24 protein-coding genes are annotated in these 22,392 nt (G+C 67.6%); 7 read left to right on the top strand and 17 right to left on the bottom strand.

Features of this window, described 5'->3' with window-relative positions; genetic code table 11:
• Positions 1-11: 11 nt before the first annotated feature.
• Entirely contained in the window at positions 12-2,132 is a 2,121-nt protein-coding gene (locus ABY42_RS10955; RefSeq protein ID WP_050459499.1) for an ATP-binding protein, read from the bottom strand.
• A 107-nt stretch (positions 2,133-2,239) separates the two neighbouring features.
• Here ABY42_RS10955 and ABY42_RS10950 point away from each other — a divergent pair, with 107 nt between their 5' ends.
• Positions 2,240-2,488 carry a hypothetical protein gene (locus ABY42_RS10950; RefSeq protein ID WP_004975641.1) on the top strand — a complete coding sequence of 83 codons (249 nt, stop codon included), beginning with the start codon at positions 2,240-2,242 and terminating at the stop codon, positions 2,486-2,488.
• 22 nt (positions 2,489-2,510) lie between these two features.
• On the opposite strand, the gene ABY42_RS10945 is transcribed toward ABY42_RS10950, so the two are convergent.
• Positions 2,511-3,278: an SIR2 family NAD-dependent protein deacylase gene (locus tag ABY42_RS10945; RefSeq protein ID WP_050459498.1), complete on the bottom strand. Its 768-nt coding sequence runs from the start codon at positions 3,276-3,278 to the stop codon at positions 2,511-2,513.
• Between the two features lie 138 nt (positions 3,279-3,416).
• Here ABY42_RS10945 and ABY42_RS10940 point away from each other — a divergent pair, with 138 nt between their 5' ends.
• On the top strand, positions 3,417-4,436 hold the full coding sequence (locus tag ABY42_RS10940) for a phosphoribosylaminoimidazolesuccinocarboxamide synthase (RefSeq protein WP_050459497.1): 1,020 nt from the start codon (positions 3,417-3,419) through the stop codon (positions 4,434-4,436).
• 42 nt (positions 4,437-4,478) lie between these two features.
• Here ABY42_RS10940 and ABY42_RS19855 read toward each other — a convergent pair whose 3' ends face one another.
• The 3 genes from ABY42_RS19855 to ABY42_RS10930 all read right to left on the bottom strand — a co-directional run bounded on the left by ABY42_RS19855 (position 4,479) and on the right by ABY42_RS10930 (position 7,232).
• Positions 4,479-4,619, bottom strand: coding sequence for a hypothetical protein (locus ABY42_RS19855; protein WP_197092904.1), 141 nt, complete (start codon positions 4,617-4,619; stop codon positions 4,479-4,481).
• Between the two features lie 61 nt (positions 4,620-4,680).
• Positions 4,681-5,664: a formyltetrahydrofolate deformylase gene (locus ABY42_RS10935; RefSeq protein WP_050459496.1), complete on the bottom strand. Its 984-nt coding sequence runs from the start codon at positions 5,662-5,664 to the stop codon at positions 4,681-4,683.
• Between the two features lie 146 nt (positions 5,665-5,810).
• Positions 5,811-7,232: a GntP family permease gene (locus tag ABY42_RS10930; protein WP_050459495.1), complete on the bottom strand. Its 1,422-nt coding sequence runs from the start codon at positions 7,230-7,232 to the stop codon at positions 5,811-5,813.
• Between the two features lie 181 nt (positions 7,233-7,413).
• Between ABY42_RS10930 and ABY42_RS10925 the strand changes: the two genes are divergently transcribed.
• The 3 genes from ABY42_RS10925 (at position 7,414) to purQ (ending at position 9,325) form a co-directional block, all read left to right on the top strand.
• Positions 7,414-8,310, top strand: coding sequence for a winged helix-turn-helix domain-containing protein (locus ABY42_RS10925; RefSeq protein ID WP_050459494.1), 897 nt, complete (start codon positions 7,414-7,416; stop codon positions 8,308-8,310).
• Positions 8,311-8,397: 87 nt separating this feature from the next.
• On the top strand, positions 8,398-8,649 hold the full coding sequence (purS, locus tag ABY42_RS10920; RefSeq protein ID WP_004975657.1) for a phosphoribosylformylglycinamidine synthase subunit PurS: 252 nt from the start codon (positions 8,398-8,400) through the stop codon (positions 8,647-8,649).
• Between the two features lies 1 nt (position 8,650).
• On the top strand, positions 8,651-9,325 hold the full coding sequence (gene purQ / locus ABY42_RS10915) for a phosphoribosylformylglycinamidine synthase I (protein ID WP_004975659.1): 675 nt from the start codon (positions 8,651-8,653) through the stop codon (positions 9,323-9,325).
• 510 nt (positions 9,326-9,835) lie between these two features.
• On the opposite strand, the gene ABY42_RS10910 is transcribed toward purQ, so the two are convergent.
• Positions 9,836-10,918 (bottom strand): archaeosine biosynthesis radical SAM protein RaSEA, encoded by a 1,083-nt coding sequence (locus tag ABY42_RS10910; protein WP_050459493.1) that lies wholly within the window; start codon positions 10,916-10,918, stop codon positions 9,836-9,838.
• Positions 10,919-10,993: 75 nt separating this feature from the next.
• A complete protein-coding gene (locus tag ABY42_RS10905) occupies positions 10,994-11,842 on the bottom strand; it encodes a DICT sensory domain-containing protein (protein ID WP_050459492.1) in 849 nt (282 codons plus the stop codon).
• Between the two features lie 130 nt (positions 11,843-11,972).
• Between ABY42_RS10905 and ABY42_RS10900 the strand changes: the two genes are divergently transcribed.
• A complete protein-coding gene (locus ABY42_RS10900; protein WP_050459491.1) occupies positions 11,973-13,052 on the top strand; it encodes a hypothetical protein in 1,080 nt (359 codons plus the stop codon).
• A 126-nt stretch (positions 13,053-13,178) separates the two neighbouring features.
• A complete protein-coding gene (locus tag ABY42_RS10895) occupies positions 13,179-15,110 on the top strand; it encodes an aldehyde ferredoxin oxidoreductase family protein (protein ID WP_050459490.1) in 1,932 nt (643 codons plus the stop codon).
• Between the two features lie 57 nt (positions 15,111-15,167).
• Here the strand turns inward: ABY42_RS10895 and ABY42_RS10890 are convergent, their stop codons facing one another.
• The 10 genes from ABY42_RS10890 to rdfA form a co-directional block, all read right to left on the bottom strand.
• Positions 15,168-15,794, bottom strand: a complete 627-nt coding sequence (locus tag ABY42_RS10890) for a hypothetical protein (RefSeq protein WP_004975670.1) — start codon at positions 15,792-15,794, stop codon at positions 15,168-15,170.
• 51 nt (positions 15,795-15,845) lie between these two features.
• Positions 15,846-16,529 carry a hypothetical protein gene (locus ABY42_RS10885; RefSeq protein ID WP_050459489.1) on the bottom strand — a complete coding sequence of 228 codons (684 nt, stop codon included), beginning with the start codon at positions 16,527-16,529 and terminating at the stop codon, positions 15,846-15,848.
• 76 nt (positions 16,530-16,605) lie between these two features.
• Entirely contained in the window at positions 16,606-16,944 is a 339-nt protein-coding gene (locus ABY42_RS10880; RefSeq protein WP_004975674.1) for an AzlD domain-containing protein, read from the bottom strand.
• Positions 16,945-17,640 (bottom strand): AzlC family ABC transporter permease, encoded by a 696-nt coding sequence (locus ABY42_RS10875; protein ID WP_050459488.1) that lies wholly within the window; start codon positions 17,638-17,640, stop codon positions 16,945-16,947.
• A gap of 67 nt (positions 17,641-17,707) precedes the next feature.
• A complete protein-coding gene (locus ABY42_RS10870) occupies positions 17,708-18,148 on the bottom strand; it encodes a hypothetical protein (RefSeq protein ID WP_050459487.1) in 441 nt (146 codons plus the stop codon).
• Positions 18,145-18,402 (bottom strand): hypothetical protein, encoded by a 258-nt coding sequence (locus ABY42_RS10865; RefSeq protein ID WP_004975681.1) that lies wholly within the window; start codon positions 18,400-18,402, stop codon positions 18,145-18,147. The genes ABY42_RS10870 and ABY42_RS10865 overlap by 4 nt, the downstream gene beginning before the upstream one ends.
• A gap of 1 nt (position 18,403) precedes the next feature.
• Positions 18,404-18,682: a ubiquitin-like modifier protein SAMP3 gene (gene samp3, locus ABY42_RS10860; RefSeq protein ID WP_004975684.1), complete on the bottom strand. Its 279-nt coding sequence runs from the start codon at positions 18,680-18,682 to the stop codon at positions 18,404-18,406.
• Positions 18,683-18,956: 274 nt separating this feature from the next.
• On the bottom strand, positions 18,957-19,259 hold the full coding sequence (locus tag ABY42_RS10855; protein ID WP_197092933.1) for a HalOD1 output domain-containing protein: 303 nt from the start codon (positions 19,257-19,259) through the stop codon (positions 18,957-18,959).
• A gap of 348 nt (positions 19,260-19,607) precedes the next feature.
• A complete protein-coding gene (locus ABY42_RS10850; protein WP_050459486.1) occupies positions 19,608-21,566 on the bottom strand; it encodes an archaea-specific SMC-related protein in 1,959 nt (652 codons plus the stop codon).
• Between the two features lie 34 nt (positions 21,567-21,600).
• On the bottom strand, positions 21,601-22,245 hold the full coding sequence (gene rdfA / locus ABY42_RS10845) for a rod-determining factor RdfA (RefSeq protein ID WP_050459485.1): 645 nt from the start codon (positions 22,243-22,245) through the stop codon (positions 21,601-21,603).
• Positions 22,246-22,392: the final 147 nt, after the last annotated feature.

Below are 22,392 nucleotides of genomic sequence, written 5' to 3'. Positions count from 1 at the left end.
TCGACCCGGCTTCAGGGCTCGGATTCCACGCCGGTGAACTCGAAGCGAGCGCCGCCCGCGTCGCTCTCTCCGACCGAGACCGTCCAGCCGTGGGCGTCGGCGACGTTCGAGACGATTGTCAGTCCGAAGCCGATGCCGGCGGTGCCGGTCGAAAAGCCGCTGTCGAAGATGCGCGAGCGGAGTTCGGGCGGGACGCCGGCGCCGTCGTCCTCGACGTAGAAGCCGTCGTCGAGCGCGCCGACGGTGACGGTGAGGCGGTCCCCGTCGTCAACGGCGTCTTCGGCGTTGGCGGCGTCTTCGGCGTCGTCGCCGCCGTCGGTAGAGCCGGTCTCGCTCTGGGGGCCGTGCTCGACGGCGTCACCGGACACAGTCCGGTTGCCTGTAGAACCATGTTCTACAGCGTCGTCGGATGGAATCCGACTGCCCGTGGAACCGTGTTCTACAGAGTTCCGCATCAGGTTCTCGAACAGTTGGTGAAGCCGGCCCGCGTCGGCGACGACGGTCCGGTCGGACGCGACGACGAGCGTCGCGTCCCCGGTTTCGACGTTCTCCCAGCACCGCTCTGCGGTCTCGGCGAGGGACACGGACGTCGTGGCGAACGCGTCGGTTCCCTGCCGCGCGAGGACGAGCAGTTCCTCGGTGAGCGCGTTCATCCGGTCGTGCGCCCGCGCCACCGCCGCGAGGTGGTCGTTATCGACTTCCTCGCGGGCGAGGTCAAGGTGGCCCGTGGCGACCGAAAGCGGGTTGCGGAGGTCGTGGGAGACGACGCTCGTGAACTCGTCGAGCCGACGGTTCTGTGCTTCGACCTCGCGTTCGACGTCCCGGCGCGCCGTGATGTCCGTGTAGACCGCGTAGATGGTGTTCTCGCCGACCGGAACCGACCGCAGGAGGAAGTCCTTCTCGCCGTCGGCGGTCCGCCTGCGCACCTCCGTCTGGACGAAGTCGCCGGCGCGGACCATCTCGGTGAGCTTCGCGGCCTCCTCGCGGCGGTCGTCCGGTGCGACCACGTCGTCGATGGCGCGGCCGACGACCTCGGATTCGTCGTAGCCGAACGTCGCCTCGAACGCCGGGTTCACCGCGCGGATGACGGACTCGCCGTCGACGAACTCCGAGTCGATGATGCAGTCGGCGCTGTTCTCGAACAGGGCGGCGTACTGGTCGCGTTCGACCCGAAGCCGGCGCTCGAAGTTGAGCCGCTGGAGCGCCGCGTTCGTGTGGGCGACGAGGAGCTCCGCGAGTTCGAGGTCGATTTCGTCGAACGCGCCGGTCTGCTCGGAGACCGCCTGAAACACGCCGAACGAGCCGATGGCGACGCTGAGCCCCGAGCGATAGTCACCGAATTCGGGGCGGCCGAACGCGTGGAGTTCCATGTCGACCGCGCGGTGGGACTCGCCGGTGCGGAACGTCTCGCCCATCGCGCCCGCGTCCTTCGGGACCGGCCGGAGTTCGCGGTCGGTCGGCGTCGACGACTGCGCCCTCGGGACGAACCGGTCCGCCTCGGCCTCGAAGGCGAAACAGATGTCGAGGTTCAGGATGCGCTCCGCCGCCTCGACGGTCTCCTCGTAGATGTCGTCGGCGTCGGAGGCCGACGCGAGCCGCATGGCGACGCCGTGCAGCGACGTTATCTTCCGCTCGGTGCGCTGAATGCGGCGTTCGAGCCGGGAGACGATGTCGCGTTCGGTGCGCTGGGCCTGCGAGCTTCGGTAGCGGGCGACCGCCGCCCGGACGCGGTCGGCGAGGCGGTCGTAGGAGATGGAGTCGACGTCGTCCGAAAACCGATACACTGCGGCGTCGGCCGCGAGCGGGTCGGCATCGCCACCGCCACCGTCACCGTCGTCGCCCGCCTTGTCGGGGCCGAGGAGGACGACCGGAACTTCGGGATGGCGGTCGCGGACGAGCGCGACGACGTCGGCGGCGGTGTGTTGACCGAACTGCCGCGGGACCAAGAGGCAGTCGACCGTCCGGTCGTCGATGCGGTCGAGCGCGGCACCGAGGTCGAACTCGACGGTGACGGACACGTCGTGGCGGTCGAGCGCGGCCGCGACGGCGTCCGCCCGAGTGCGGTCGGGGGCGACGAAGAGAACGGACGGTGCCGTCCCCGCCGGAGCCCCCGGCGAGGGAGACCGAGTCATGCATCGACATGACGGGGAGGGAGTATCAATTGATTGGTGGGTGTGGCCGGGCGCTCGTGCACTCGGCCACCACCTATTTGCCGCGGGCGACGTGAGCTAGCGGCCCGATGTCCGACGACACCGAAGCGGACGTGACCGACCGCGAACCGAGCGTCGAAGACGACGACGGCCACGGCGTCACGGTCGACGGCGGCGGCGACGCCGGCGCGTCGTCGCCAGAGGAGTCCGAGGAGGTCGACGCCGAGCGACCGGACGAGTCCGAGGAACCGGACGCCGAAGACGAGATGCGAGAACAGGAAGCGGCCGAGACGGAGAACGTCGACAACCACCGCGACGACGAGCCGTTCGATTCCTGACGGGTCGGCCGCGCGGTCGCGTTCAGACTCGTTCGACTCGTTTTTCGACTTCGGGGAGGAACGCCGCGAGGTCCCCGCGGACGACCCGGTCGGCGCGGTCGTCGTACTGCGTCGCGTCGAAGTTGACGACGACCAGCGAGCCGCCCTCGGCGGCCCGGCCGGCGAGGCCAGCCGCGGGGTGGACCGTCAGCGACGACCCGAGCGACAGGAACACGTCGGCGTCGCCGGCGAGACGGTTCGCCTCGCTGTAGGCGACGCGGGGGAGGCGCTCGCCGAACAGGACGACGCCGGGCTTGAGCAGGCCGCCGCAGTCGTCGCACGTCGGCGGCGCGTCGCCGGCGCGGACCGCCTCGAAGGCCGGGTCGGCGTCGGTTCGCGCGCCGCAGTCCTCGCAGACGACCTCCGCGGCGTTCCCGTGGAGTTCCACGACGCGGTCCGAGCCGGCATCGCGGTGGAGACCGTCGGTGTTCTGGGTCACGACCGCGTCGAGGACGCCCCGCGATTCGAGGGCCGAAAGCGCGTCGTGACCTGGGTTCGGCTCGACGCCGTCGGGAAACATGCGCTCTTGGAGGCGGACGCGGTCCCGCCAGAACCCCGCGGGGTCGTTGACGAAGCGGTCGCGGTGGAACGACGCCGGGTCGAACTCGGTCTCCCAGATGCCGTCGTCGCCGCGGAAGTCGGGAATCCCCGAGGCCGTGCTCATCCCCGCGCCGGTGAAGGCGACGGCGGTGTCGGCCTCGCGGAGTCGCCGGGCGACCCACGCGGCGTCTGATTCGAGGGCAGCGTCCATAGCCGAACGGAGGGCACAGCCGCGAAAAAGCGATACGATTCGTTCGGTGAGCTCGTTCGTGCATATATTCGACTCGTCTCCGACCGAGATACGCACGGAAGTGGAAGCTTCTTAGTGGGATGAGTCCAGAGGACGACCATGACCAGCGTGAAGGACTTCCGCGTCGAGGAGGAGCCGACGGCGACCGACCTCGGGCGGGGCCGCTTCGTCTTCTCGGACCGCTACTCGGTGTTCGACTGGGGCGAGATGCCCGACCACGTCCCGAACAAGGGCGCGAGCCTCTGTCTCATGGGCGCGTACAACTTCGAACTGCTCGACGTGAACCACGTCCCGACCCACTACCTCGGCGTCGTCGAAGACGGCGAGGTCAAGGAGCTCGGCGAGTGCGAGTCGCCACCGACGGAGATGGCCATCGAACTCACGCAGGTGCCCGACCTCCCCCACGAGGACGGCGCGTACGACTACGACGCCTACCACGAGGCCGCCGGCGACAACTACCTCATCCCGCTGGAAATCGTCTTCCGCAACACCGTCCCGGTGGGGTCGAGCCTCCGGCGGCGCGGCGAGCCCGCCGACTACGGTCTCGACGCCGACGAGTGGCCCGACGAGGCCGTCTCCCTCCCCGAGCCGGTCGTGGAGTTCTCCACGAAGTACGAAGAACAGGACCGGTATCTCTCCCGCGAGGAGGCCGACGACATCGCCGGGAAAGTCGACCTCGACCGCCTCGAAGAGCTCGCGCTCGCCGTGAACCACGTGCTGACAGAGCGCGCCGAGAAGGCCGGTTTCGACCACGAGGACGGCAAAATCGAGTGTCTGTACCACGACGGCACCGTCAAGGTCGGCGACGTGGTCGGCACCTTCGACGAGAACCGGTTTTCCTATGGCGGCCAGCAGGTCTCGAAGGAGGTCGTCCGGCAGTACTACAAGCGCGTCCAGCCCGAGTGGGTCGAGGCCGTCAAGGATGCGAAGGCCGAGGCCATCGAGACGGGCGAGCCGAACTGGCGCGAGAACTGCGCGGTCGAGCCCGAGCACCTCCCCGCCGACATCGTCGAGGCGCTGGCGGACCTCTACTGCGCCGGCACCAACGCCTACGTCGACCACGACTGGTTCGACGCGCCGGCCATCGAGGACGCCGTGGCGCGCGTTCGGGACCTGTAGTCGGTCGCCGAGCGAGCACGCCGTTTTTCGTCTGTTCCCTTCTCACGACGCGTCGTCACCGACGAGGAATCGCCAGCCTCGACTGACCATTCTCCCGAGACCGAGCGCGATGAGGAGGACGGTCGCAACGAGCCACAGCGCGTAACAGCCGAGCGCGACGCGATAGCGGCGGGAGACGGGCACGGCTCCGAGTCGCGGCGGCGGTAAAATAGGTCTGGCGGGGGTCGCCCCGCTGGGAATCGGCTCAGTCCTCGGACGGTTCGGGCGCGAGCGCCTCGCGCTCGCCGAGGGCGTCGATGATGCCGTCGACCGGGCGGTCGGGGTTCGACGCCTGCGCCTCGCGGGTGAGGCCGAGTTGGTAGCGCTCGGGGTCGGCGCTCTCGCGGAGGCTGGTGCGCCCGCGGTGGACCGAGATATCGTTGTTGAGGTGGAGCTTCACGGCTTCGAGGAGCGCGTCGGCCTCCAGCGGCTGGCCGCGCTCTTTTATCTCCTCGATGGTGGCGTCGTCGGGCACGTCGAAGGCGCGCTGGGCGATGATGGGACCCTGGTCGAGGTCGGTCGTCACGTAGTGGGCGGTGACACCCGCGATGCGGACGCCTTCCTCTTTCGCCTGCCGGTAGGCCGCCGCGCCGGGGAACGACGGGAGGAGCGACGGATGGATGTTGATGATGCGGTCCTCGTAGCGGAAGACGACGTTCGGGCCGAGGATACGCATGTAGCGCGCGAGGACGATGAGGTCCACGTCGTACTGTTCGAGGAGGTCGAGCATGCGCTCTTCGTTGGCGGTGCCCTTCTGGTCGCCGATGTCGTGGAAGGGCACGTCGTAGTGGCTCGCCAGCGGTTCGAGCGTGTCGTGGTTGCCGATGACGACCGAAATCTCCGCGCCGAGGTCGTCGTTCGCCCACGCCTCGAACAGCGCTTCGAGGCAGTGGGACTCCTTCGTCACGAGGACGGCGATTTCGCGGGTCTCGCGGTCCGAGGGGAACCGGACCTGCACGTCGACGCCGAGGTCGTCGCCGAGGTCGGAAAGCGCCTCCCGGAGTTCGTCGCGGGAGCAGGTCATCTCCGCGGTGTCGGCGTGGAGGGTCATCCGGAAGATTCCCTCGCGGACCGCCTGGTCTAAGTCCTCGACGTTGATTCCGCGCTCGAACAGCAGGGTGGTCACGTTCGCGATGAGTCCGGTCTTGTCTCCTCCGATGACCGTGATTTCGGTGAGTTCGCGAGTCATACCGTCACCTCCAGCTGTTCGAAGCTGAACATATAGCGTCCTGCGTCGGCGAACGGTAAACCGCTGTCGTTCTCCGCAAGCGAATCCCTCCGGAACGACCGTGAATCACCCGCAAAAAGGAAAAGCCGGCGTGAGCGTGAGGTCGCCTACACCAGCGGGAGCACCGACGAGACGACGAGGACGACGACGAGCCCGGTCACGGAGATAATCGTCGTCAGCGCGGTCCACGTCTTCAGCGTCTCCATCTGCGTGAGGCCGCCGATTTCCTTGACGAGCCAGAAGCCGGAGTCGTTGTACCACGAGCAGATGTTGCCGCCCGCGCCGATGACCATCACCAGATACGCGGTGTGGACCGGAAGTTGACCGGTGAGCGGGGCCATGATGCCGGCGGCCGTGAGCATCGCTGCGGTCGCAGAGCCCTGCGCGATGCGGACGATGGCGGCGATGAGCCACGCGGTCACGAGAAGGGGGATGCCGAAGCCTTCGAGCCCGTTGGCGAGGTACGAGCCGATTCCGGAGGCCGCGAGGAGCGCGCCGAACGCGCCGCCCATCGAGGTGATAGCCGCGATGTTGCCGCCGCTTTTCAGCGCCTCGGTGAGTTCGTCTTCCCACTCGGACCGCGAGAGGTCGGACCAGCGGTAGTACGTGTACGCCGCGGCGAGCGCGGCGACCGTGAGCGCGACGTTCTTATCGCCGATGAACGCGACGAACGGGCGGTTGTCGACGACGAACCCGACGAACGGCCGGAGCGGTTCGGCCACCGTCACGCCCTCGAGGGCGTTGACGACGGTGAGCGAGCCGACGAGCGCGACGGCGATGACGATGGGAGCGGTGGCCTCGAGGAAGCTCGGAAGCGACGACACGTCGCGCTGGGCGCGCTCATGTAGTTCGTCCGTGGTCGTTCCCATCGCGTCGCGGAGAGGGATGTCGAGATGACGGTTAATCCAGCGGCCGTAGACGAGGCCGCCCATGGTGGCCGACGGGACGGCGACGGTGACGCCGATGAGCATCGTGGTGCCGATGTCGGCCCCGATTTCGCTGGCGACCGCGAGCGGGCCGGGCGTCGGCGGGATGAACACGTGGGCCGTCGCCGCGCCGGCCCCGACGACGACGAGATACAGCGCGTAGTTGTCGCCCATCCGCGCCCGCATCGACCGCGCGAGGGGGGCCATGAGGTAGAACACGCTGTCGAAGAACACGGGGATGGCGAGCACCGTACTGCTCCCCCACAGCGCGATGTCGCTGTTTTCTCTCCCGACGAGCGACTGGAAGGAGCGGACGATGCGCTGGGCGGAGCCGCTTTCGAGCATCGACTTCCCGATGATGGCGGCCATCAGGATGGGAATCCCGATGCCGGCCATCCCGTTGCCGAACGCCGTCGCCGTTCTCGTCGCCGCATCGGCGAGCGCGAAGTCGGGGACGAACGCCGCGTTGACGAGGCCGACCGCGAACGCGGCTATCGCCAAGCCGACGAACGCCGGGAGGTCCAAGACGACCAGTAGCAACACGACCAACGCGAGTCCGACGACGAACGTCAAGAGCGGACTCTGTGCGAACTCGATTGCCATGCGTGGGATAGCGTCTCATCGACGGCATAAAAATTATTATCATATATCATGTATGTAATTATTATTTACTTCGTTACAAAGTAATTATTTCTCGGGTACTGCTCGAATATACCGGGGTGCGAAACCTGACACGCCCGCCGCGGACGACTCAGTTATCTCGGCCGGCGCCGTACCGCCGGGCATGCCCGGTTCCGACTTCACCCTCGCCGCCGACCCCGACGGCGACGCCGAGGACGCCTTCTCGCTTCTCGCCGACGAGACGCGACTCGCAATCGTCCGGGCGCTCGCCGCCTCGCCGCGCGAGCCGCTCAGTTTCTCCGAGTTGCGCGACCGCGTCGGCGTTGCCGACAGCGGCCGGTTCAACTACCACCTCGGCAAACTCACCGGCCGGTTCGTCAAGAAGTCCGAGGAGGGGTACGAGATTCGCCTCGCCGGGTGGGCCGTCGTCGGTGCCATCCTCGCCGGCGCGTACACCCGCGGCGACGACATCGGCGCGATTCCGGTCGACCATCGCTGTTCGACGTGCGACGGACGGGTCGAGGCGACCTACGTCGACGAACGCGTCACCGTCAGGTGCACCGACTGCGACAGGACGTTTCTTGACGCCGGTATCCCGCCGGGAGTGCTGGAGGGCTACGACGACGCCGACCTCCCCGAAGTCGCAGACCGGTACGTCGGGTCGCTACTCGCGCAGGCGCGACGCGGCTTCTGCATGAGTTGTCAGGGCCGGATGGAACCGCACCTCTCGGTAGGAGCGGACGACCCCCGGACCGACGACGTCTTCGAGGAGCCCCAAGCGGTCTACGGCTGTGCGCGCTGTCGCGAGAAAATCGTCACCGGCATCGGCATGGCGTACCTCGACCACCCCGCAGTCGTCTCGTTCTACTACGACCACGGCGTGGACCTCTCTCAACCGTTCCTCTGGGGAACCGCGTGGCACGACAAACCCACGCTCTCCGTCCTCGCGGACGACCCGTTGCGCGCCGCCATCGACTTCGAGGTCGAAGACGAGACACTTACGCTCACCATCGGCGAGGGACTCGAAGTACACGGCGTAGAACGCTCTCCGGCCCCGTAGCCGCCGGCCCTCGCGTTTGTAGTCACATTCGTGTATAACAAACACGACCCAAAACCGTTTTTGCACATCACCACGCATCGCCACCTGATGACCACCTACACCGCGACGGTGACGGTGCGCCTCAAGCGTGGCGTGCTCGACCCCGAGGCGGAGACCACGAAGCGCGCGCTGGAACGACTCGGGTTCGAACTCGACGCGCTGCGCTTTACCGAACGGTACGAAGTCGACCTCGACGCGGCCGACGCCGACGAGGCCGAGGCCCGCGCCGACGAGATGGCAGAACGCTTGCTGGCGAACCCGACCATCCACGACTACGAGGTCGCGGTCGTCGAGGCCTGAGATGATCGCAGTCGTGCAGTTCGGCGGTTCGAACTGCGACCGCGACGCCGTGCGCGCGCTTTCGGACCTCGGCTTCGAGGCCGAGCGCGTCTGGCACGAAGACCCCCTCCCCGAGGAGACGACGGGCATCGTCCTCCCCGGCGGCTTCTCGTACGGCGACTACCTGCGCGGCGGCGCGATGGCCGCCCGCTCGCCCATCATGAAGTCGGTCCGCGAGGCGGCCGCGGAGGGCGTCCCCGTCCTCGGCGTCTGCAACGGCGCGCAGATCGGTTGCGAGTCCGGGCTCACCCCCGGCGCGTTCACGACGAACGCGAGCGCCCGCTTCCAGTGCGAACACGTCTACCTCCGCGTCGAGAACGCGGACACCCGCTGGACCGCGGCGTACGAGGAAGGCGAGGTCATCGAACTCCCCATCGCCCACGGCGAGGGACGCTTCGAACTCGACGCGGAGCGCTACGAGGAGCTCGAAGCCGACGACCGGATTCTCTTCCGCTACTGCGACGAGGACGGAAACGTCACCGACGAGGCGAACCCCAACGGCTCGCTCGGGAACGTCGCGGGCGTCCTCGGCGACAGCGAGTCCGTCGCGGTGCTGATGCCGCACCCCGAGCGGGCGTCGCTGCCGCAACTCGGCAACACCGACGGTCGGGGCGTGCTGGCGGGCTTCGAGGGATAGTATAAAAGGACCGTCCGCCGCGGTGGCGGGCGATACGGGGTCGGTTGGCGAACGTGGCGGCGTACACGATGAGCGATGTTGGAGTGTCGAGGTTTCCGACCCGCGTACCGCGTGCTATGGGGCGAGAGCGCAGGGAGCGTCCGTGGCGATCCACGCCTCGGCGTTCTCCTCTTCGCGAATCTCGAACCACCCATCCGCGTAGTAGACGGTCTTGTACGTGTGTTTCGTCATGATGGCGGGCGGTTCGGATGGACACGTCCGAACCACCGAATATGACAACGACTCACACCCTCTTTGATACGAATATCCTATCCGACGGTTAGGAGGCAGTTACTTTCGCATAGCGCCCCCTAACGCGGTCGAATGGGAGAAAACGAGCCTGGATACTGGACGAACGGTCGGAGATGCCGGCGGGTGACGACCCGGTCCGGGACGGGGTCGTTCGCCCGCGCGAGCGGCGTGAGACCGGCGGTGCAGCGTGAGCCCAAGTGTGCGACGGAACGCGCCGACCTACTTGACCAGCGGCATGTTGTAGCTCGTCTCGTTGCCGAGGACGAACTCCCACGTCGCCTCGCAGTCGCAGGACACCTGGTCGAAGACGGTCGGGTCCTGCCGGAGGTTGAAGTCCTTGACCGCCTTGAACACGAGTTCGTCGCAGTCGCCGCAGTTGTGCGCGCCGCGCTCTTGGCCGCCGCCGACGGGGTCGGAGACGACGATGGCGTCCACGTCGGCCGTCTCTCGGAGCGCGTCGGCGACCGACCAGAGCCACGGCGGGCGGTAGCCGCCGTTGAAGAACAGCTCGTCGACCATCGTGTAGCGCTGGACGTTCGTCGGGTTCATCGAGACGGTGTGGCAGTTGTCGACCGCCGCACACCGGCGGATGGACGACTTCATGTCGTCGAGCGCCTCGGGTTCCGAGAGGAACGGCGGCTTCATCAGGAGGTACGCCTTGACGCCGCCGCCGGCCGCGGCGGCCTCCTCGCAGGCGTCCTCGAAGTCGGCGAAGTCGAAGTACTTGTTCACGCAGTCGTGGCGGACGCGGTCGGTGGCGGTTTCGAGACCGACTGCCACGTCGGTTTCGAGGCCGCGGTCGGTGAAGTCCGCGAGCTTCTCGCGCGTGACGAAGTCTGGGAGCGACTCGACGACCATGCGGTCGCGGTCGGCGAACGTCTCGGCGATGGCGTCGCGGGTCTCGGCGGGCACCTCGCGCTCGTCGAGGAACGAGCCGGAGGTGTAAATCTTGATGAGGCCCGCTTTCTCGCCGTCGTCCATCTCTTCGGCCTCGTGGTCGAGACAGACCTGAATCTGGTCCATCAGCGCCTCGTGGGCGACGGTACCGCCCTCGACGGACTCGGCGACGTAGCCGCACATGGTACAGCCGCCGGCGCGCGCCCACCGGCAGCCGCCGGTGTTGAGGATAATCGTCAGCGAGTCGTAGACGCCGTCGGGCGTGTTGTCCTCGTCTATCCACACCCGGGTGGGCTCGTGGGGGTCGTAGGTCTTCTGCTTCCGCGAACGGATGTCGCGCATCACCTTGTTGTGCGCGTCCATCCCGCGTCCCCGCTCGTAGACCTCGGGGCTCGGCTTACTCATTGGATACCCGTATCGGACGGGCGCGTAAAGCGGCTTCGTCTGGCTTCGGCGGCGGGCGGCGGCGGCCGCCGACCCTCACATGTTCCGCGAGATGTACCGGTCGATGTCGGCGACGAGCGACGGTCGGAACGTCCAGTAGCCCTCCCAGCGCTTCGGTTCGGTCTCGAGCGCGAGGAGAGCGACGGGGTGGCCCGGGGTCACGCCGTCGATGCCCCGCTCGTCACCCGCCTTCTCCCCGTCGGCCGCACCGCCGGTTCCGGTCGCTCCGTCCAATCCGCCGTCCGGCGGCGTGTAGACCACGAACCACGAGTCGCAGAAGTCCTCGGTGTAGCCCCCGTGGCTCATGAGTTCGGAGTTGAACGGTGGCGTCCAGTCCGGAATCCCGTAGACGTGGGTCTGCACGTCCGTCGCGGCGACCTTCTGGTAGACCGCCCGCGTCCCGCGCTCGTCTTCGATTCGGGAGAGCCGCTGGAACGACGACCGGAGTCTCCCGTCGCCGGCGCGCCACGCGTGGCGCTCGATGTACCGCGAAAGCGCCACGAGCAGCAGTTTCTCCTTGTCCGATTCGGGGTAGCCGCGGAGGGAGAAGGGCACGTCGTCGAGCCGCGTGAGCACCGACGGGAGTTCGAACTCGTCGAGCTTCGTCTGCCCCGTCTTGTAGAGGTCGGAGTTCACGAGGAGGACGGTGTTCATCACGTCCTCCAGCGGCGAGGTCGCGACGACCGTCCGCCCCTCGGACGTCTGCTCGGTGAGCACGACCACGTCGTCGCCGTGCGCGTCGTCGGACAGTTCGTCGACGCCGACCGGCTGGTCGGCGAACGTGGTTTCGAGCATCCGCTGGACGGGGTCGGGAGCCGAGCGATTGACCACCGAAAGCGACCGACTCGCGGCGTCAATCGCACCGAGAAAGCTGTCGAGTCCCATCTGGTTCGTGGAAACGACTGACCGCCGACGAAATAGCTGTTTTGGAGGTCGGGGGTGCGACCGTGCCGCCGCGGCCGAACGCGGTACCGCAGCGACAGACGTTCATATGCGTCGCGCCCGTAGGTGGCCCATGGAGCGCCGCACGCTCCTCTCGCTTCTCGCGGGCGGCCTCGCCGGACTCGCCGGGTGCGGGACGCCCGAGGGCGAGACGGAGACGCCGACCCCCGAGGAGGGGACGGACGCGCCGACCGAGACGCCGACGACCGAAGCGCGCGTGGAGCGGTCGCTGACGCTCTGGAACCCGACGCCGAACCCGGTGTTCACGACCGTCGTCGGCGTCCGCGGCGACCGCGACGTGTTCTTCGAGAACCGCGACCTGCTGCCCGGCGAGCGGGCCGGGCTGTCGGTGGCGGTCCCGTCCGGGGAGACGGCGGTGCTCGTCGAGACGGACACCGGCCTGCGGGCCCGCTCGACGTGGACCGTCGACGCGGCGTTCGAAGGGTTGGAGGTCGTCCTCGGACGGGGGGGAGCGGAGTTCTGGCGGACCGTCTCGTGCGACGCCCGGGGAGAGTGCTCGCTCGCGGCGGCGACCCCCGACGACGGGCCGAGAATCGACCTCCCGCTCGTCGGCGACGGCTCCTCGCGATGGTACGCACCCGCGGGCGTCGTCGTGGAGAACCCCGGCCCCGAGACGACCGCTCGGCTCCGCATCGACCTCGGCGACACGGCGCTCGTCGACCAGGCGTACCGCGTCCCGTCGGGGGCGCGGCTGTCGATTCCGGTGACGTACCGAAGCGGGGACTACCGCGTCGCCGTCGAGACCGACGAGCGACGCGTCGAGACGGAGTGGCCGGTGCCCGACGAGCCGACGAAGTACGTCGACGTGTCGAGCGGAGCGACGGGCTGTGGGCCGGCGAACACGACGCTCACAATCGCCAACCGTGACGACGAACCCCACCGACTCTCGCTCCGGGTCGACGCCGCGAGCGGCGACGAGTCGTTCAACCGCGTGCTCGCCCTCGACCCCGGCGAAGTCCGGGAACTCGTCCCCGTGACGACCTCCGGAGCGAACGCCGTGTCGGCGAGCCTCGAAACCGGGGCGGCGGTGTCGGGAACGTGGTGGTCGTGCCCGCCACGCGGCCCCGCGAGCGTCGTCGTCGACGCCACCGGAACCGTCTCGTTGCGGGTCGCCGGCCCGCAACCGGGATAAGTCGCACGGATTGCCGCAATCCCCTGACGGTTCCGTGTCGGCTCGCGACGGGGTAACCCCGAACGGTTACATAGAGGTGGGAATCACTAACCCGACAGCGACCGTATATAATCAACGAGGATTACAATGACTGAACTCGGTGGTTATCACGACAGGGTCGCTCGGGTGGACCTGTCATCCGGCGACATCGCGTACGAGGGAATCGACGACGAGGACGCGCGGAAGTACATCGGGGCCCGCGGCCTCGGCGTGAAGTACGTCTTCGACCAGGGACCGGACGTGGACCCGCTCGGACCGGACAACCTCCTCGCGTTCATGACCGGCCCGCTCACCGGCACGCAGACGGTGATGAGCGGTCGCATCGCGGTCGTGACGAAATCCCCGCTCACGGGGACCGTCACCGACTCGCACCACGGCGGCTGGAGCGGCGCGCGACTCAAGTGGTCCGGCTTCGACGGCCTGCTGTTCGAAGGGAAAGCCGAGCACCCGGTCTACGCCATCGTCGAAGACGGTGAAGTGACACTTCGCGACGCCCGTGAAATCTGGGGCTGGGGCGTCCACGACACTATCTCCGAACTCGAAGCCGAAGTCGATGGGAGCCTCGGCAAGAACCTCTCGATAATGGCTATCGGCCCCGGCGGCGAAAACGAGGTCAAGTACGGCTGCATCGTCAACGAGGACGACCGCGCGTCCGGCCGCGGCGGCACGGGCGCGGTCATGGGTTCGAAGAACCTCAAGGCAATCGTCGTGAAGTCCGGCACCCGGATGCCGAAGCCCGCCGACGCCGACACGTTCAAGCAGGGCTACCAGCAGGCGATGCAACTCATCCGCGAGTCCGAGGTCACCGCGCCCAACGAGGGCGGCCTGTCGCTGTACGGGACGAACGTCCTGATGAACGCGGGCGAGGAGCTCGACGGCCTCCCGACGAAAAACGGGAAGTACACCTCGACCGCGGCGATGCGAGACGCCGAGGGCGTCGACATCGACTCCGAGCGCGTCTCCGGCGAGAACGTCCGCGAGAACATCCTCGTCGACGAGCCGACCTGTCACTCCTGTCCCGTCGCCTGTAAGAAGGAAGTCGAGGTGTCGGTGATGCACAAAGGCGAGGAGATGAACGTCCGCGGCGAGTCCTACGAGTACGAGTCCGCCTACGCGCTGGGCCCGAACTCCGGACACACCGAGCGCGACGAAATCGCCGTCATGATCGACCGGTGTAACGACATGGGCGTCGACACCATCGAGATGGGCAACATGATGGCGATGGCGATGGAGATGTCCGAGCAGGGCAAGCTCGACGGACTGAGCGAACAGCTCGACTGGGGCGACACCGAGCGCATGATCGACCTCATCACCGAGGTCGCGAACCGCGACGGCGACCTCGCCGACGCGCTCGCCGAGGGCGCGAACGGCCTCGCCGAGCGCTTCGACGCCCACGACAACTCGCTTGCCGTCAAGGGCCAGACCATCCCGGCGTACGACCCCCGCTGCATGAAAGGCATGGGCATCGGCTACGCCACCTCGAACCGCGGCGCGTGCCACCTCCGCGGCTACACGCCGTCCGCCGAGATTCTCGGCATCCCGGAGAAACACGACCCCCACGAGTGGCGCGGGAAGGGCGAACTCGTGGCGCTGTTCCAGGACATGCACGCCATCTCGGACTCGTTCGACATCTGCAAGTTCAACGCGTTCGCGGAGGGCATCGAGGAGTACGTCCTGCAGTACAACGGCATGACCGGCCGCGACGTGACCGAAGAGGAACTGCTCGAAACCGGCGACCGCATCTACACGTTAGAGCGGTACTACAACAACCTCGTCGGCTTCGACGGCGCCGACGACTCGCTGCCGGGACGCTTCGTCGAGGGCGACGAGGCGATGCCCGGACAGGGCGCGTCCGAGGGCCAACTGTGCGAGCTCGACGAGATGAAAGACGAGTACTACGCCCGCCGCCAGTGGGTCGACGGCGTCGTCCCCGACGAGCGCCTCGACGAACTCGGCATCGACATCGGCCCCGGCACGGGCGTCTCCCGCGGCGACTCGCCCGCGCCCGCCGACGACTGAGCCGCCGACTGGAACGACCACCCGGTCCGACCCGGTCGCGGCCGATACCCACCCGAATCACGCATTTTTCGACCGATTGCGAACCGCAGTAGCGACGAGTCCCCCGACGAGCGCCGCGGCGGCGACGACGCCGAGTCCGATGAACGCCGTCGGCGAGACGACCGGGAAGTCGAAGACTGGCCCGGCGAGGTGGAACGCGGCACCGACGACCGCCGCGCCGGCAGCGAGCCGAACCGAGCCCTCCCCGCGGTACGCTCGCGCCCCCACGCGTCCGAGCGCGAGGCCGTAGGCGACGAACGGGAGTTCGTACACCCAGTAAATCACCGGGAATCCGCCGGCGGCGAAGGTGTAGAGCCGGTAGTAGTCGCCCTCGTAGACGACGGCGTACAACCCCTGTCCCGGGGCCGCGTAGTCGCTGTAGAAAAAGCGGTCCGGCCAGTCCTCGTCGCCGTAGACGACGTGCGACCCGTCTGGTGACTCGATGGCCCGCCGAACCGCGTCTTTCGCGTCGGCGTCGAGTTCGTCGTACCGAAGCACGGGCGTCTCGTCTCGGACCTGCGACGCGTCGATTTTCGACGCCGAGAGGGACACCTGCTCCGACCAGTCGGCCATCGTCACCGGCGCGCCGACGAGCGAGACGGCGACGAGGAGCGCGAAGGCCGAGACGACGAGCCGCCGGGACATGGGTGTTCCACGTCGTCAGGGCGGTGAATATCTTCTGGGAGCCAACACCGACTATCGGAACGGGGAGAGCGACGCCACCGCCCCGCCGAGGCCGCCGAAGACGACGCCGAACACAAGTCCAGAGAACGCCCCCCAAAGCGGGAGTCCGACCGAGTCGCCGTCGAGGTCGGTCGGGTGGAACCCGGTCGAACCGATGCGGACGAACCCGTCCGCGTTCGGGGGCACGTCACCGAGGCCGACACGAGCGACGACCGCGGCGACGGCGACGGTGGCGGCGAAGCCGAGCGCGACCGAGGTCCCCGTGACGAATCCCTCTGCGGGGCGTCGGGACCACGCCGCGAGGCGCGCTGTGACGATGCCCGCGAGGAAGACGCAGGCGGGCGGCAGTGCGCCAAGCCAGTACCACGAGTCGGCCGCGCCGTCGAACCCGTCGACGAGGTTTCGGAGGACGACCGCGCGACCGGGGCCGGTCGTCTCGATGAGTCGAACGGGCAGGCCCATCGCGCCGCCGAACGTCCAGACGGGGACGAACGCGGACGGGACGGGCTTCCCGGCGGTCATCTCGGTCGCGGCGTCGAGCGTGGAAAACGAGCCGCCGGTGGTGAGGGCGAGCCAGCCGGCGACCGCGAGCGTGCCGACGACGAACGCGGCGACGCCGGCGGCGAACCCGGTCGGGAGAAGGGCGCGACCCTCGTCGCGGGGGAGCGAGTAGAGACGCGGAGGTGGGGAGGGCATGCGTGCGACCGTGGTCGCCCGCGAAACGAGTATCTTGGGGGAGGCGCCAGGTCAGACGAGCGAGGCTGACGGCGGCTCAGACGACGAACCGGAGGACCCAGAGCGCGCCCATGCCGACGAGGATGGTGGCGAGCACGCGTTCGGTGTACCACGCGGCGAGCGCGGCCAGCGCGCCGGCGACGAGTTTGTCGTTGCCGACGGAGACCGCGAGGTCGCCGGACGGGGCGAGGAGCGCGGGGAAGACGAGCGCCGCGAACACCGCCGCGGGGACGTACTCCAGCGCCGATTCGACCGTCGGCGGCACGTCGTCGATGCGGCCGAACAGGTAGATGAAGGAGCCGCGGATGGCGAACGTGAGGACGCCCGCGAGGGCGATGACGAGCCAGACGGTCGCCGAGTCGTAGCCGGTCGGCATTCAGGCGTCGCCTCCGAGGGATTCGACGCCGAGGCCGGCGAGGACGCCGACGACGGCCGCGACGATGATGTCGAGGTGGAAGGGGACGCCCGCGACGACGACGCCGGTGGCGACGAGGCCGCCGACCAGACACGACGCGCCAGACGCGCGGTCCTTCAGCGTGGGGACGAGCAGGGCGAGAAAGACCAGCGGCGCGGCGAAGTCGAAGCCCCACTCCGGCGGGAGGCCGGAGCCAAGGAGCGCGCCGGCGACGGTCGTCACCTGCCAGACGAGCCACAGCGACGCGCCCGCGCCGACGTAGTACGCGAAGCGGTCGGTCTCGCCGTCGCGGCCGTAGCGGGCGATAGAGACCGCGTAGGCCTGGTCGGTCAGGAGGTACGACGCGAGCGCCTTCGCCCGGGCGGTCAGGTCGCGGAAGTAGGGCGCGATAGAGGCCGAGTACATCATCGTCCGGAGGTTGATGACGACGGCCGTGCCGACGACGATGGCCAGCGGCGCGTCCGCGCCGAGGAGTTCTATCATCGCGAGCTGCGACGCGCCGGCGAAGACGAGACTGGAGAAGCCGAGGGCGTGCGCGACCGAAAGCCCCTGTTCGACGGCCGCGACGCCGGCGACGAGGCCGAACGGCGCGATACCGAGTTGGAGCGGCCCCGCGGCCCGGACGCCGTCGAGGAGGTCGGAGGAAACGGTTGGCATCTGTCGGTAGCAGGTCGCCGCCCCCGAAATAGCCGTCTATCGTCGGGCGGTTTGCCGGCTCTTCGGTCTACCGCCTGACGACGGCGACCTCGCGGATTTCGAGCGCCGTCTCGAACTCGTCGCGGCGGTCGGCGTCCGCGCCGACGCGCCGGAGGTGTTCGGCGTGCGCCCGGCGGACCGCGTCGACCTCGCGGTGCGAGAACTCGAGGTCGAGCCCCTTCGTGTCCCAGTGGCCCAGCGGGACGAGAAACACCGCCGTCTCGTCGTCCTCGTGGACGCATTCGAACCCCTGTGCGTACTCGCTCGCCCGACCGTCGAGGTACGCCTGCGCTCGGTCGAGCAACAGCGGGAGGCTGCTGGCGGGGACGCTCGCCTTCGCGGCCGCGAGCATGATGGCCGTGCCGTCGATGGCACCGCCGCGGGGCGAGCCGTCCTCGCCGTCCGGCGCGAGGCGCTCGCTGAGCCGTTCGCGCCCCGGCCGCCGGTCGCCGTCGGCTCCCACGGTCATCCCCCCGCGCGCATCGCCTTGCGGGCGAACCGCTCGACGAGGTCGTCGAGCGTCTCCTCGTCGCCCTCGAACGCGAGTTGCACCTCGGTGAGTTGGATACTGCTCGTTATCGTGACCTCCTCGGTCTCGATGTCGACGGTCCAGTCGGGACCGACCACGCGGCCGTCGCCGTCGGCCTCGCCGCCGAGCCCTTCGAGGTACTGAATCGCGAGTCGGGGCGAGATACCGCGGAACGCTCGCTGTCGGCGCGCCACGTCAGCCCCCCGCGACTGGCGGGAAGACGCTCACGGCGTCCCCGTCGTCGAGCGTCGTGGCCATCCCCTCGAGGTGGACCACCTCGCGCCCGTTTTTCAGCACGTTCACGTGCGGCTTGACCTCGCCGTCTTCGATGAGTCGGCCGGCGAGGCCGTCGTACTCCGCTTCCAGCGACTCGAGGACGTCCCCGACGGTCGCGTCGTCGTCGACCCGCCAGTAGATGGACTTCTGGCCCACCACCTCCCGAAACGTCGCGAAGAAGCGCAATTCGAGTTCCATACCCCTTGTCGGCGTCCACGAGACAAAAAGGTACGTCGCGGACGGGACCTGAAGGCCGGACCCCCGTTATCGGAGTCAGTGATGCAAATAAACTACAAGTATATCGTGTGAAAAATCTCAACCAATTAAATAGATGAAACGTCGAAACGCCTCCCTCGGACTGACGTTCCAAACGGCTTCAATACCACATCAATCGCGTCGGGGCGGCGCGGGCGGCGCGGTCCGTTCGGCAACGGTCGAACCATCCCCAGTCGGTGCCGAACGGCCCGGCCGATTACCGTCCCGCGTCGCGGACTTCGATACGACCGACGGACTCGACGGTGACGACGAAGTCGGCGTAGTCGAACTCGAGCGACGCACCCGTCACGCGCGGGGCACCGGGCGTGTCGCGGCCGAACAGGGCGTCGAGGGCGTCGGTGTCTACGTGCTCTGTGAGCGGCGGTAGCTCCGTCGGGTCGCGGCGCGTGTGTTGGTTCACGGCCGCGGTCACCGCCTCAGAGACCGGCTCGGTACGCTCGCAGTCGTACCAAACCCGTGTCGGTTCGAACTCGTCTCGTAGCTGCGTGTCAGATGTGATGATGGTTTCGTCCCCCCAGTATCGTCCGTCAGATACGTTGGTTTGACGTGTTATATTTCTTGCGTACTAACGGTATGTCGCACTGATAGTGTTGTTGTAGTGCAATACTCTGGGCAAGAGTTGACCGCTAAACAGCAGTGGGAGAGGGGAGTTATCGGAACGTCGAGTCAATTCGAGAGGGGAAAAAGAGGTAGAGAACAGAACAGACGGGAGCGGAGCGGACGGAATCGGAGCGGACGGGAACAGAGCAGACAGAAACGGAGCAGACGGGAACAGAGCAGACGGGAACAGAGCAGACGGAAACGTGACCACGCGACCGTCGTCCCGACACCGTGCGGACCGGTCCGGTCAGGCCGCGGGTGCCACGTCGGTCCCCCACGTGACGCGCCGGTACGACTCGTCGAGGGCCTGCGCGTCCTCGGGGAGGAGGGCCGCGACGAGGAACGTCGGATACTGCTCGAAGTGGTCGACCAGCGCGGCGATGCGCTCGGCGTCGATGGCCTCGACAGAGTCGAGCAGCATGAACGGGACCTCCTCGTACACCTCGTGGACGAGGTAGCCCGCGAGGGCGAACACGAGCCCGACGACCTCGCGCTCGCTCTCGCTGAGGTGGTCGATGGAGTCCTCGTACACCGCCCCGGAGTCGGACGCGCGGACGATGTGGAGTTCGAACTGGGTCTTTTCGACCTTGCGGCGGCCCTCTCGGACCCGGCGTTCGACCTGCTCCAGCCAGACGCGCTCGATGTTGTCGTAGCCGAGGAGGTCGAGGACCGTCTCCATCTCCTCGTTGAACGCCTCGACGGCCGCGGTCGTCAGCGACCGAATTCGGGTTCGCGCATCCTCGAGTTCCTCGGTCACCCGCTCGCGTTCGAGTTCGAGTTCCTCGCGCTCGTCGAACCGGTCGTCGAGCGCGTCGAGGTCGTCGTGGACCGACGCGAGGTCGTCGCGCGTCCGGTCGAGCGTGAACTCGACCTCGTTGAGCTCCTTGTGGAGTTCGATGAGGTCCCCTTCGGCCTGGCCGCGGAGGTCCGACGCGTCGGCTTCGAGCGCTTCGACCCGTTCGGCGAGCTCCTCGCGCTGGTCGGTCAGCGAGTCGATCTGTCCGGTCCGGCGGTCGAGTTCGTCTTCGAGGCGCTGGAGTTTATCCCGGAGCTTCCGGCGGTCGCGCTGGGCCTGTTCCGCCGCCCGCATCGAGCGTTCGAGTTCGTCGAGTTCGCGGCGGAGTTCGGCGCGTTCCTCGCGCTGTTCGTCTCTGACCTCGCGGAGGCGGTCGGTCGTCCCCCGAATCTGGTCGCGGTCGACCTCGGTGCCGCAGGTCCAGCACGTAATCGTCTCCGAGGAGACGAGTTGGTCCGTCACCGAGCCGCCGCCGACCGCGCCCAGCGAGTCCTCGACGAGGTCGGCCTTGCCTTCGAGCACGTCCTCCGTGTACTGGACGACGGTCTGAAGCTCCGAAATCGTCGAGTTGAGCGACTCGATGCGCGACCGAATCGACTCGATACGCTCGTTCGCCTCGCCGCGGTCGACCTCGTCGGCCTCGAACGAATCGAGTTCCGACTGGAGTTCGGAGCGCTCCTCGCGGAGCGATTCGACGCTCTCGCGCTCGCTCTGGAGGCGGAAGCGGACCGTTTCGAGGTCCGACCGCGCCGACTGCAGGTCGGAAAGCACCTCGTCTAACGCGGCCTGGTTCTCGCGTTGCGCCTCGACCGTCCGGTCTTCGGCCTCGATTTCGGCTTCGAGGTCGTCGCGCTCGGCTTCGAGGTTCTCGATTTCGGCTTCGAGGTCGTCGCGCTTCGCTTCGAGCGACCGGCGGTCGGCCTCGAGCGAGTCGAGCGAGTCGAGTTGCGTTTCCACCTGCGTTCGTCGGGTCTGGAGGCGCTCGATTTCGGCCTCGATGGCGTCGGTGTCGACCGGAGCCATGATGACGTCGCGGAGGTCGCGCTCCGCGACGACGGCCCGGCGCGCCTCGTTCGACCCGAGGAGGAACGCAAAGCGGTCCGCGGTCGTCGTATCTCGGAGGTACGGCGTGCCGTCGGTCGTGACACCGCCGTTCTCGCGGGAGAAGACGCGGGTGTAGGTCCGGCCGTCGAGTTCGAGTTCGACCGACCCCTCGTCGGCGTCGCCCTTGAGACTGGCCGCGTCGCTCCCGAACGCGCCCATAAGCGCGCGCAGGAATGACGTTCGGTTCGTCGCGTTGCGCCCGGTCAGAACGGTGACGCCGGGTTCGAGCCCGACGGTTCGTTCGTCGATACCACCGATGTTTCGTATACGGACAGTCGCCGTCTGAAGTGCCTCTGAATCGTTCATGTTTCGGATGTGGTGTGTTGGTGAGCCCGAACCGCTACTCGTCTCTCTCGTGTCCGCAGTCGCAGTGCCCGGAGTTGAGGAGCGTCGTCGGAGTCATTCGAGTGTCACAGTCTGTGCAGGTGACGCGGATGTCTACTTCGACCTCGTAGGTGCCGATGAAGACCGCTTCGGCCTTCACTAAACGGTCGATAACATCGATAGTCACCGTCCGAAGTCGGGACCGGAGCTTCCGAATCGTCGCGAGTCCCGACTCGGTCGCGCTCTGCCCGTCTTCGTCGTCTTCACGTTCGACGTTTCGGTGTCGCTTAAGGTAGTTATACACCGACTGGTAGGAGATGATGTCCGACTCCAACTGGTCGATGTCGACGCCGCGCTCGCGGAGCGTGTTCCGCGCGTCGGTGCGGCTCCCCGCGGTCACGTCGTCGCTGGTCAGGAGTCGGTAGAAGTTCTCCGCCTCCCCGTCGAGGACGTGCGCGCCGGCCTGGTCCAGCGCGGCCCGGATGAGTCGCTTGTTCACGTCGCCTTCGAGTTCACGGAGGCTCCGTCGCTCGCGACCCTCGCCGAGCCACGCGTCGACGAGGTCGTCACCGAGGCCATCGAGACCGTACCGGTCCGCGATACGCTCTATCTTCGGACCTCGGCCGCCGCGGCGGGAAACCGTACTTCCAGAATCTGGCATTGTGACCTCGCTACCCGGACCTTAGCGTGCAGTACCCTAAACATTACTTATGAATTATCAGAGGTGATAAAACTAGAACACAAACGAGTTACACGATAGACGCCGGATTTCTCACAGGATTCGGGCGATAACTGAGAGATATCGACG

This window comes from Haloferax gibbonsii, assembly GCF_001190965.1.
In the GTDB taxonomy this organism is placed as follows: domain Archaea; phylum Halobacteriota; class Halobacteria; order Halobacteriales; family Haloferacaceae; genus Haloferax; species Haloferax gibbonsii.
This window is presented reverse-complemented; position numbering and strand designations above follow the sequence as displayed.

What these genes read in the sequence shown, in the direction of transcription:
- ABY42_RS10955 (WP_050459499.1), bottom strand. Translation starts at nt 2,132, where the DNA reads ATGACTCGGTCTCCCTCGCCGGGGGCTCCGGCGGGGACGGCACCGTCC.
- ABY42_RS10950 (WP_004975641.1), top strand. Translation starts at nt 2,240, where the DNA reads ATGTCCGACGACACCGAAGCGGACGTGACCGACCGCGAACCGAGCGTC.
- ABY42_RS10945 (WP_050459498.1), bottom strand. Translation starts at nt 3,278, where the DNA reads ATGGACGCTGCCCTCGAATCAGACGCCGCGTGGGTCGCCCGGCGACTC.
- ABY42_RS10940 (WP_050459497.1), top strand. Translation starts at nt 3,417, where the DNA reads ATGACCAGCGTGAAGGACTTCCGCGTCGAGGAGGAGCCGACGGCGACC.
- ABY42_RS10935 (WP_050459496.1), bottom strand. Translation starts at nt 5,664, where the DNA reads ATGACTCGCGAACTCACCGAAATCACGGTCATCGGAGGAGACAAGACC.
- ABY42_RS10930 (WP_050459495.1), bottom strand. Translation starts at nt 7,232, where the DNA reads ATGGCAATCGAGTTCGCACAGAGTCCGCTCTTGACGTTCGTCGTCGGA.
- ABY42_RS10925 (WP_050459494.1), top strand. Translation starts at nt 7,414, where the DNA reads ATGCCCGGTTCCGACTTCACCCTCGCCGCCGACCCCGACGGCGACGCC.
- purS (WP_004975657.1), top strand. Translation starts at nt 8,398, where the DNA reads ATGACCACCTACACCGCGACGGTGACGGTGCGCCTCAAGCGTGGCGTG.
- purQ (WP_004975659.1), top strand. Translation starts at nt 8,651, where the DNA reads ATGATCGCAGTCGTGCAGTTCGGCGGTTCGAACTGCGACCGCGACGCC.
- ABY42_RS10910 (WP_050459493.1), bottom strand. Translation starts at nt 10,918, where the DNA reads ATGAGTAAGCCGAGCCCCGAGGTCTACGAGCGGGGACGCGGGATGGAC.
- ABY42_RS10905 (WP_050459492.1), bottom strand. Translation starts at nt 11,842, where the DNA reads ATGGGACTCGACAGCTTTCTCGGTGCGATTGACGCCGCGAGTCGGTCG.
- ABY42_RS10900 (WP_050459491.1), top strand. Translation starts at nt 11,973, where the DNA reads ATGGAGCGCCGCACGCTCCTCTCGCTTCTCGCGGGCGGCCTCGCCGGA.
- ABY42_RS10895 (WP_050459490.1), top strand. Translation starts at nt 13,179, where the DNA reads ATGACTGAACTCGGTGGTTATCACGACAGGGTCGCTCGGGTGGACCTG.
- ABY42_RS10890 (WP_004975670.1), bottom strand. Translation starts at nt 15,794, where the DNA reads ATGTCCCGGCGGCTCGTCGTCTCGGCCTTCGCGCTCCTCGTCGCCGTC.
- ABY42_RS10885 (WP_050459489.1), bottom strand. Translation starts at nt 16,529, where the DNA reads ATGCCCTCCCCACCTCCGCGTCTCTACTCGCTCCCCCGCGACGAGGGT.
- ABY42_RS10880 (WP_004975674.1), bottom strand. Translation starts at nt 16,944, where the DNA reads ATGCCGACCGGCTACGACTCGGCGACCGTCTGGCTCGTCATCGCCCTC.
- ABY42_RS10875 (WP_050459488.1), bottom strand. Translation starts at nt 17,640, where the DNA reads ATGCCAACCGTTTCCTCCGACCTCCTCGACGGCGTCCGGGCCGCGGGG.
- ABY42_RS10870 (WP_050459487.1), bottom strand. Translation starts at nt 18,148, where the DNA reads ATGACCGTGGGAGCCGACGGCGACCGGCGGCCGGGGCGCGAACGGCTC.
- samp3 (WP_004975684.1), bottom strand. Translation starts at nt 18,682, where the DNA reads ATGGAACTCGAATTGCGCTTCTTCGCGACGTTTCGGGAGGTGGTGGGC.
- ABY42_RS10850 (WP_050459486.1), bottom strand. Translation starts at nt 21,566, where the DNA reads ATGAACGATTCAGAGGCACTTCAGACGGCGACTGTCCGTATACGAAAC.
- rdfA (WP_050459485.1), bottom strand. Translation starts at nt 22,245, where the DNA reads ATGCCAGATTCTGGAAGTACGGTTTCCCGCCGCGGCGGCCGAGGTCCG.